Below are 7,629 nucleotides of genomic sequence, written 5' to 3' on the forward strand. Positions count from 1 at the left end.
TCTGCGCCATGGCGATGGTCCGGTTCACCAGATTCCCCAGGGTGTTTGCCAGATCCGTATTGAACCGCTCGATGAGGGATTCGTAGGTAATGGAGCCGTCGGAGCCGTAGGGCATCTCGCTGAGCAGGTAGTATCTGGCAGCATCCACCCCGAATGCGTCCACCACATCGCTGGCGTAGATCACGTTGCCCCTGGACTTGCTCATCTTGTCCTCTCCGAACAGGATCCAGTTATGACCAAACAGCTGCCGGGGCAGCTCCAGACCCAGTGCGTGAAGCATAACGGGCCAGTAAATGGAATGGAACCGCATAATGTCCTTGCCGATCACATGGCAGTCACAGGGCCAGTACTTCTTGAACTGGTCGCTGGAGCCGTCCGGATCGTAGCCCATGGCGGTGATATAGTTGGACAGGGCGTCGATCCACACATAGATCACATGCTTGGGATCGAAGGTCACCGGGATGCCCCACTGGAAGGTGGTGCGGGATACGCACAGATCCTGCAGGCCGGGCTTGATGAAGTTGTTCATCATTTCCTTCTTCTTGCCCTCGGGGACGATGAAGTCCGGATGGGTTTCAATGTAATCCTCCAGCCACTGCTGATACTTGGACAGCCGCAGGAAGTATGCCTCCTCCTTGGCGGACTGCACCTCTCTGCCACAGTCCGGACACTTGCCGTCCACCAGCTGGGAGGGCGTCCAGAAGCTCTCGCAGGGAGTACAGTACATGCCCTCATACTCGCTCTTGTAGATATCCCCCTGGTCGTACAGCTTCTTGAAGATCTTCTGTACCACTTCCTCATGCCGTGGATCCGTTGTGCGGATGAATCCGTCGTATGATATATGCATCAGCTTGCAGATGTCCTGGATCTCGCCGACTACCTTGTCCACATGCTCCTTCGGGGTGATCCCCTCGGACTTGGCAAGCTCCTCGATCTTGACGCCATGCTCGTCCGTACCGGTCAGGAAGAATACATCATAGCCCTGCATTCGCTTATATCTCGCTACGGCATCGGTGAACACCACTTCGTAGGTATTGCCAATGTGCGGCTTTCTGGACGCATAGGCAATGGCCGTGGTGATGTAATAAGGCTTCTTTGACATAATCATTCCTCCATTGTGTGTTGTGACGCATGCAAAACTGCATGCTATTTTTATTATAGCCGATTTTGCCGGATTTGTCACCCCCTTTTTGCGAATTGACGAAAAAATCCCGCAGTATGGTGGCTGCGGGAAAAGAACCTGTGTGTTTACTTGTTTTCGTATGCAGAGAGGATCTCCGCAATGTACATGTGGTGCATCGCATCCTTCTCGTAGAAAGAAGCGATGGCGGGGTCCACTGCCTGCTTCATGTCCAGGGGCGCTGCGTACAGCTTTCTGCACACCAGCACCAGGGATGCCTGTTCAAAGGCGGTGGAACCCTCCAACCCCACCGGGATCAGTCCGGTCTCCTTTGCCTTGTCGCAGTCTCTGCCGCTGTGCGAGCCGCAGAACTGGAGGATCGGACGATCCGCCTGGGGCAGGAAGGACACGGTGAACAGATTGTTCTGCTCCACCAGCTCAAAGGTTTTCCGGGATGTACGGACGTATGCGGTCAGCACGTTTTTCCCCCAGAGGACACCCATCTGTCCCCAGGAAGCGGTCATCGTATTGTAGCAATCCGGTGTGCCGCTTGTGAGCAAAAACCATTCCTTTCCAATTTTGGTAAAGGGGTTCAGCGTCAGCTTCTCCACTTCGGTTTTGACAAATGCCATTTTCATCTCTCCCTTGTAAATTCACAGCTGCGAGACTGTGCATGCATAATCTATTGTATTCATCATATCATAAAAGATGCATGATTGCAAGGCTGAGATGCAATCCGCATCAGGACTGACGCATGGCGACCCGGTGCTGCAGCCGCAGCTTATCGGTGATCAGAGCGATAAACTCCGAATTGGTCGGCTTGCCCTTGCAGGTGTTCACCGTGTAGCCGAAGAACGCATTCAGCGTGTCCAGGTTGCCCCGGTCCCAGGCAATCTCGATGGCGTGGCGGATGGCACGCTCCACCCGGGACGAGGTGGTGTCAAACCGCTTTGCCACCGTGGGATACAGCAGCTTGGTGACGCTTTCCAGCAGTTCCGGATCCTCAATCGAGGACAGGATCGCCTCCCGCAGGTAGTGATACCCTTTGATGTGGGCGGGAACGCCAAGCTGGTGGATCACGTCCGTCACCACGATCTCCATATTCTCCGTCCCCGGCGCATTGCGTCCCGTCATGCCTCCCTGGGTCAGAGAGGTGATCCGCTCTCCCAGTGCAGAGATCTCAAAGGGCTTGAGCATGAAATATGCCGCACCGCCTTGCATCACCTGCTTTTCGATGAAGGGATTGTCGTATGCGCTTGTGACGATGAATTGGGGACGCTTGCCGCCGGACGCCTGAACCTTCTTCATGAGTTCTATTGCGTCCATGTGGGGCAGGATGGCGTCCATCACAACCACGTCGGGGGCATCGCTTTTGATCGTCTCCAGCAGGGCGGTTCCGTCCTTGGGTCGGGTCATGACGTACATGCCCTGTCCCCAAAGGGTACTGGCGCAGGCAATGCCGTATTCGACACTGTCGTCACCAATCAAAACCTTTACCTTATTAACCATTGTTCTACCTCCTATTTTTTTCTACTCACATATATTAACACACATGCTGACAAGGTGCAAGAGTTTATATTGCCGAAAAATGTAGTATTTTAGAGCATTTCATGAATTGATTATTTCTAATCTGTTCATTTCTTAAAATATAAACGTTTTCGACACTTCTCGTGGTGATTCCAGAAAAAACGGAGTACATATTCTGCGACAGCCCGGCGGCAACGCCGCAGAATATCGGGGAAAGCCCGGATTTTTTCAGACAACACCGCACAAAGCCCGCCTGTCGGCTATGCACAGCATCTGCTGCACAATCCTTGTGCGGTGCCGCCTCAATCCTCTACAATTTTCGGGGCAGGGCGGTTTTCAAATTCCTCCTTCTGCCGCTTTTTCTCCCGGCGTGCGGCGGATGCCTCATAGGAGAAGTAGTGCAGCAGAGCCACTGCCACCAGCAGGCAGTAGGGGGCAATGGTGGGGAGCATCCGATCCGCCCAGATCTGATAGGCGAACCGTCCCAGATGCGCCTCGCTCTGGGGTGCCCAGCCGGCCGCTTCTGCAATGGAGGTGGCAATGCTCACCGCCCCCATCAGGGGGAAGAAGCCCACGGAGCCGGTCACCAGGGCGGCAATGTCCTTTTTGCACAGGGCAAGGATCACCCCGGCGGTCATAAGCAATGCGCCAACCGCCACCACCGCCGCCAGGATCCGGAATTTCGCCCCGTAGCTGTGGGCATTCACCGTCCAGCCCAGGGCAGTCAGCAGATCCATAAACAAGGGGTAGATCAGAGTGGTCACCACCAGGGCGAGCTTCAAAAAAATCTGTAAAACCTGTAAGATCCGGTCTTTTTTCATAACAGAACTCTCCTCCCAGAGGGATGCAGCGCCGAAACAGCGCAGCAATTCAAACTTTGTCAGAAAATATGCAGTAAAAACAACGCTTATAAACCCGTGCAGACGGTCAATAGTAGCAGTGTGGCATTCCGCCGGCTCTGCATGCAAGGGATACAGCGCCGCCGGACGCCGTCAGAAAGGATGATGCCAAATGCTGAAATTATTTTCGCGCCTGTTCTCCCTGGGAGCAGCTGCGACACTGGCGCTGGCAGGCACCGCCGGCTACTATCACTATGCCCTGCCGGACAGCTTTTATGTGACAAAAGGAACGGAGCTTGCGCTCCATACCGCCCTGCCCATTCAATCCGCAGCGGAGGGTGATGCCCCTGCCTATGCGGCAGAAACCGTACCCATGCGGGGCAGCGTCAGCCTGCGGCTGTTCGGGTTCCTGCCCATCAAGACCGTGGAGGTCACAGCGGTGGATACGCCCCTGGTGGTGCCGGGGGGAGATCCCTTCGGCATCAAGCTGCTGATGGACGGGGTCATGGTGGTGGGCATGGGTAAGGTGAACCCGGAGGGAGAATGTCCGGCGGAACGTGCCGGGATCCAGGTGGGGGATATGGTGCTGTCCGTGAACGATACCCCCATCAACGGCAACGCTGCCCTCCAGCAAGCCATCGGGGAGGCACAGGGTGAGCCGGTACAGATCCGGATCAACCGGGGAGGCGACATCCGCACCCTGTCCCTGACGCCCCTGTACAGCCAGGCAGATGCCTGTTACAAGGCGGGACTTTGGGTGCGGGACAGCACTGCCGGCATCGGCACCGTGACCTATTATATGCCAAACAGCGGCAGATTCGCCGGTCTGGGACATCCGGTGTGCGACGTGGATACCGGGGAGATCATTCCCCTGTCCAGCGGCGAGGTGGTGGGTGTCAACATCCAGAGCGTCACCAAAGGCAGTGCCGGAGCCGCCGGGGAGCTGCGTGGCTGCTTCACCCCGGGCAAAGCCATGGGGAGTCTGTATCTGAACAACCGATGCGGCGTATTCGGCACCCTGGAGACGCAGCGGAAGCCGGCGGAGGCAGTGCCTCTGGGACTGAAGCAGGATGTGCATACGGGAGAAGCGGTGATCCGCACCACTATCAGCGGCAGGGAGCCAAAGGAGTATGCCATTGAAATCGAAAAGGCGGACTGGGGCAGTACCGGCACAAAAAATATGGTGATCCACATTACGGATCCGGCGCTGCTGGACGCCACCGGGGGCATTGTCCAGGGCATGAGCGGCAGTCCCATCCTCCAGGAGGGACGGCTCATCGGGGCGGTGACCCATGTGTTTGTCAGCGACCCCACCCGGGGCTACGGGATCTTTGCGGAAAATATGTACGAATACAGTGCGGACACCGGGGGCTGATGCAGCAAAAGGGGCGTTACCCAATGTAACGCCCCTTACTGTTGTGTCATGTCCGGATAGCGCCTACAAGCTCTGTGCAGGTGTTACCTTATCTGTTCTCGTCGCTGAAGCCGCTTTCAACCAGCTCTACCAGGGAATCAACGGCAACCTGCTCGTCTGCGCCGTCTGCAATGATACGGATGGCAGTACCGCCGACGATGCCCAAAGAAAGAATACCGAGAAGGCTCTTTGCGTTTACACGGCGCTCCTCCTTTTCGATCCAGATTGAGGACTTGAATTCATTGGCCTTCTGAATGAAGAAGGTAGCCGGTCTTGCATGCAGACCAACCTGATTCTGCACCATTACATCTTTCACGTACATCTCAAAACTCTCCTATTCTCTTATTTGGATGGCATGTATTTCTTGATCACTGACTATCATTATACAGGCTGAGGATTCCTTAGTCAACGCCTATTATACATGAAATATGCATTTTCAGCGAAAATTCTACGCTTTGCCAAATGCCGCCGAAGGTGGCAAGGGCGGATTTTGTTCATTATCACGAAGTTTTTGCTGTGGAAAACTTTCAACACCTCGCATAGTTTTCAACAACAGAAACTATACAATGCGCACAAAAGCCTATTTCCTTTTCCGTTTCTGCTTCGGGGGTGCCGGGGGATGCGCCTCCATGTACGCCTGGTACAGATCCGGCCGCCGCTGCTCCGTCACTGCAAGACTTTGTGCAAAACGCCAGTCCGCAATGTGCTTGTGATGCCCGGACAGAAGCACCGGCGGCACTGCTTCCCCCTCCCAGACCTCAGGCCGGGTGTAGTGGGGATATTCCAGCAGTCCCCCGTAGTGGCTCTCCTCCTGGAAGCACTCCTCGCTGGGCAGCACTCCGGGACACATCCGGGCAATGGCGTCCGCCACCACCAATGCAGGCAGCTCTCCCCCGGTGAGCACATAGTCCCCGATGGAGATCTCCTCGTCCACGATCTTGTCCAGCACTCGCTGATCCACACCCTCATAATGCCCGCACAGCAGGAAAATATACGGATATTCGCAAAGAGAGATGGCTTTTTGCTGGCTGAACACTGTACCCTTGGGGGACATATATATGGTATGCGGCTTCCGGGGCAGCTGTGCGCACACTGCCTGGTAGCAATCGTAGATGGGCTTTGCCTGCATCACCATGCCCATGCCGCCGCCGTAGGGCACATCGTCCACCCGGTTGTGCTTATTGCCGGCAAAGTCCCGGATCTGGTGACAGTGGATCTCAATGGCACCGGATGCTCTGGCTCTGCCCAGGATGCTTTCGGACAGCACCGCCTCGCACAGCTCCGGGAACAGGGTGGCAATATCAATCCGCATCGTCAAACAGCCCCTCCAGCGGCCGGATCCGCATGATCCCCTGCTCCAGATCCGTTTCCACCACCACGTCCCCGATGGCAGGGAACAGCAGCTGCTTTCCCTCCGGGGTGCGGATGGTATACACATCGTTGGCGCCGGTCTCCAGCACCTCCTCCAGCCTTCCGTACACAGCCCCGGTATCCGCATCCAGCACCTGCAAGCCGATCAGATCCCGGATGAAGTAGGTGTCCGCATCCAGCTCCACGTCCGCCCGATTCATATACAGCACCGTATTCCGTAAGGCTTCCGCCTGCTCCGGGGTATCGATGCCTGCAAAGCGCACCACCGCCATTCCCTTATGCGCCCGGGCGGATGCCACGGACATGGGGGTGCCGTCTGCCCGGTACAGGGTATCAAATTCGCACAGAAATCCGGCGCTGTCGCACCAGGGCTGGATCTTCACATCCCCCCGGAGTCCGTGGATATTCACCACCTTGCCGATTTCCAATAAATTCTTCTGCATAGGTTCCTCCCCACACCGGCAGCACGCTGCCAGGCGTTGCCATAATACAAACGGCGGCACAAAGCCGCCGCATTTGATCTGCTCAGTCGATTTCCACCGCAACCTTCAGGTTTTCTCTTGCGGCGCCGGCACGCATGATGGTGCGGATCGCCTTGGCGATCCTGCCCTGCTTGCCGATGACTCTGCCCATATCCTCCGCAGCCACATGCAGGTGCAGTACGATTACACCCTCTGCATCCGGCTCGTCCTGGGTAATGGAAATGGAAGCAGGATCTGCTACCAGTCCTGCTGCAACCGTGTAAAGCAATTCTTTCATATACATAATCGGGAGCGGTGCGCCGCCCCCTCTCCTAACTCAAAGCAATTACCGGCACACCCCAAGCAAGAGCCAGAGCCCTTGCCCGTGCTGCCAGCGGGAATTAAAGGATGCCTTCCTTCTTCAGGAGTGCCTTTACAGTGTCGGTGGGCTGTGCGCCGTTTGCCATCCATTCCTTTGCCTTGTCGCCGTCGATCTTTACAACGGACGGCTCCTTGGTGGGATCATAATAGCCCAGCTCTTCGATGAATCTGCCGTCTCTGGGGTATCTGGAATCTGCAACAACCACACGGTAGAAGGGAGCCTTCTTTGCGCCCATTCTTCTCAGTCTGATCTTTACTGCCATGTTCATTTCACCTCCGTCTGCGTGAACTATCTATCAAAGCGGGGAACCGCATTTGAAGCTGTTCTTAAAAGGGCAGCTTTCCGCCCGGATTGCCCATCTTGTCGAAATTCATACCGGCAAGCTGCTTTCTTGCCCGGCGGGCGAACATCTTGGTCTTGCCGCCGCCCCCCATTTGCTTCATAAACTGCTGCATCTGCTCAAACTGCTTGAGCAGCCGGTTCACATCCTCCACCTTGGTGCCGCTGCCGGCGGC

At 56.0% G+C, this 7,629-nt stretch carries 10 protein-coding genes and 1 pseudogene; 1 reads left to right on the top strand and 10 read right to left on the bottom strand.

The window, feature by feature from the left end:
* From metG to QVO51_RS05400, 4 genes are all read right to left on the bottom strand, one after another.
* A partial coding sequence (metG, locus tag QVO51_RS05385; protein WP_288167893.1) for a methionine--tRNA ligase occupies nucleotides 1–1,102 on the bottom strand: 1,102 nt, incomplete at its 3' end.
* Between the two features lie 146 nt (nucleotides 1,103–1,248).
* Nucleotides 1,249–1,752, bottom strand: coding sequence for a flavin reductase (locus tag QVO51_RS05390; protein ID WP_022357537.1), 504 nt, complete (start codon nucleotides 1,750–1,752; stop codon nucleotides 1,249–1,251).
* A 109-nt stretch (nucleotides 1,753–1,861) separates the two neighbouring features.
* Nucleotides 1,862–2,629, bottom strand: a complete 768-nt coding sequence (gene spo0A, locus QVO51_RS05395; protein WP_022357538.1) for a sporulation transcription factor Spo0A — start codon at nucleotides 2,627–2,629, stop codon at nucleotides 1,862–1,864.
* A gap of 320 nt (nucleotides 2,630–2,949) precedes the next feature.
* Complete coding sequence (locus QVO51_RS05400) at nucleotides 2,950–3,468, bottom strand: hypothetical protein (RefSeq protein ID WP_015559216.1); 519 nt, start codon at nucleotides 3,466–3,468, stop codon at nucleotides 2,950–2,952.
* Between the two features lie 190 nt (nucleotides 3,469–3,658).
* Between QVO51_RS05400 and spoIVB the strand changes: the two genes are divergently transcribed.
* Nucleotides 3,659–4,861 carry a SpoIVB peptidase gene (gene spoIVB / locus QVO51_RS05405; protein ID WP_022357539.1) on the top strand — a complete coding sequence of 401 codons (1,203 nt, stop codon included), beginning with the start codon at nucleotides 3,659–3,661 and terminating at the stop codon, nucleotides 4,859–4,861.
* An 88-nt stretch (nucleotides 4,862–4,949) separates the two neighbouring features.
* Here spoIVB and QVO51_RS05410 read toward each other — a convergent pair whose 3' ends face one another.
* The 6 genes and pseudogenes from QVO51_RS05410 to QVO51_RS05435 all read right to left on the bottom strand — a co-directional run.
* Nucleotides 4,950–5,222, bottom strand: a complete 273-nt coding sequence (locus QVO51_RS05410; RefSeq protein ID WP_015559218.1) for an HPr family phosphocarrier protein — start codon at nucleotides 5,220–5,222, stop codon at nucleotides 4,950–4,952.
* Nucleotides 5,223–5,480: 258 nt separating this feature from the next.
* Nucleotides 5,481–6,212 (bottom strand): tRNA (guanosine(37)-N1)-methyltransferase TrmD, encoded by a 732-nt coding sequence (trmD, locus tag QVO51_RS05415; RefSeq protein WP_015559219.1) that lies wholly within the window; start codon nucleotides 6,210–6,212, stop codon nucleotides 5,481–5,483.
* Nucleotides 6,202–6,714 carry a ribosome maturation factor RimM gene (rimM, locus tag QVO51_RS05420; protein WP_022357540.1) on the bottom strand — a complete coding sequence of 171 codons (513 nt, stop codon included), beginning with the start codon at nucleotides 6,712–6,714 and terminating at the stop codon, nucleotides 6,202–6,204. Before rimM ends, trmD begins: the two co-directional genes overlap by 11 nt.
* An 82-nt stretch (nucleotides 6,715–6,796) precedes the next feature.
* Nucleotides 6,797–7,030, bottom strand: coding sequence for a KH domain-containing protein (locus QVO51_RS05425; RefSeq protein WP_041326828.1), 234 nt, complete (start codon nucleotides 7,028–7,030; stop codon nucleotides 6,797–6,799).
* Between the two features lie 103 nt (nucleotides 7,031–7,133).
* The gene (gene rpsP, locus QVO51_RS05430; RefSeq protein ID WP_022357541.1) at nucleotides 7,134–7,376 is read right to left on the bottom strand and encodes a 30S ribosomal protein S16; all 243 of its coding nucleotides are present in this window, start codon (nucleotides 7,374–7,376) and stop codon (nucleotides 7,134–7,136) included.
* 64 nt (nucleotides 7,377–7,440) lie between these two features.
* Nucleotides 7,441–7,629: pseudogene (locus QVO51_RS05435) on the bottom strand (signal recognition particle protein); the annotation flags it as partial.

This window comes from Ruminococcus sp. CAG:379 (assembly GCF_000434255.1).
Classification (GTDB): domain Bacteria; phylum Bacillota; class Clostridia; order Oscillospirales; family Ruminococcaceae; genus Ruminococcus_F; species Ruminococcus_F champanellensis.

Excerpts from the sequence above, each read along its gene's own strand:
- QVO51_RS05390 (WP_022357537.1), bottom strand. The coding sequence starts at position 1,752 with ATGGCATTTGTCAAAACCGAAGTGGAGAAGCTGACGCTGAACCCCTTT.
- spo0A (WP_022357538.1), bottom strand. The coding sequence starts at position 2,629 with ATGGTTAATAAGGTAAAGGTTTTGATTGGTGACGACAGTGTCGAATAC.
- QVO51_RS05400 (WP_015559216.1), bottom strand. The coding sequence starts at position 3,468 with ATGAAAAAAGACCGGATCTTACAGGTTTTACAGATTTTTTTGAAGCTC.
- spoIVB (WP_022357539.1), top strand. The coding sequence starts at position 3,659 with ATGCTGAAATTATTTTCGCGCCTGTTCTCCCTGGGAGCAGCTGCGACA.
- QVO51_RS05410 (WP_015559218.1), bottom strand. The coding sequence starts at position 5,222 with ATGTACGTGAAAGATGTAATGGTGCAGAATCAGGTTGGTCTGCATGCA.
- trmD (WP_015559219.1), bottom strand. The coding sequence starts at position 6,212 with ATGCGGATTGATATTGCCACCCTGTTCCCGGAGCTGTGCGAGGCGGTG.
- rimM (WP_022357540.1), bottom strand. The coding sequence starts at position 6,714 with ATGCAGAAGAATTTATTGGAAATCGGCAAGGTGGTGAATATCCACGGA.
- QVO51_RS05425 (WP_041326828.1), bottom strand. The coding sequence starts at position 7,030 with ATGAAAGAATTGCTTTACACGGTTGCAGCAGGACTGGTAGCAGATCCT.
- rpsP (WP_022357541.1), bottom strand. The coding sequence starts at position 7,376 with ATGGCAGTAAAGATCAGACTGAGAAGAATGGGCGCAAAGAAGGCTCCC.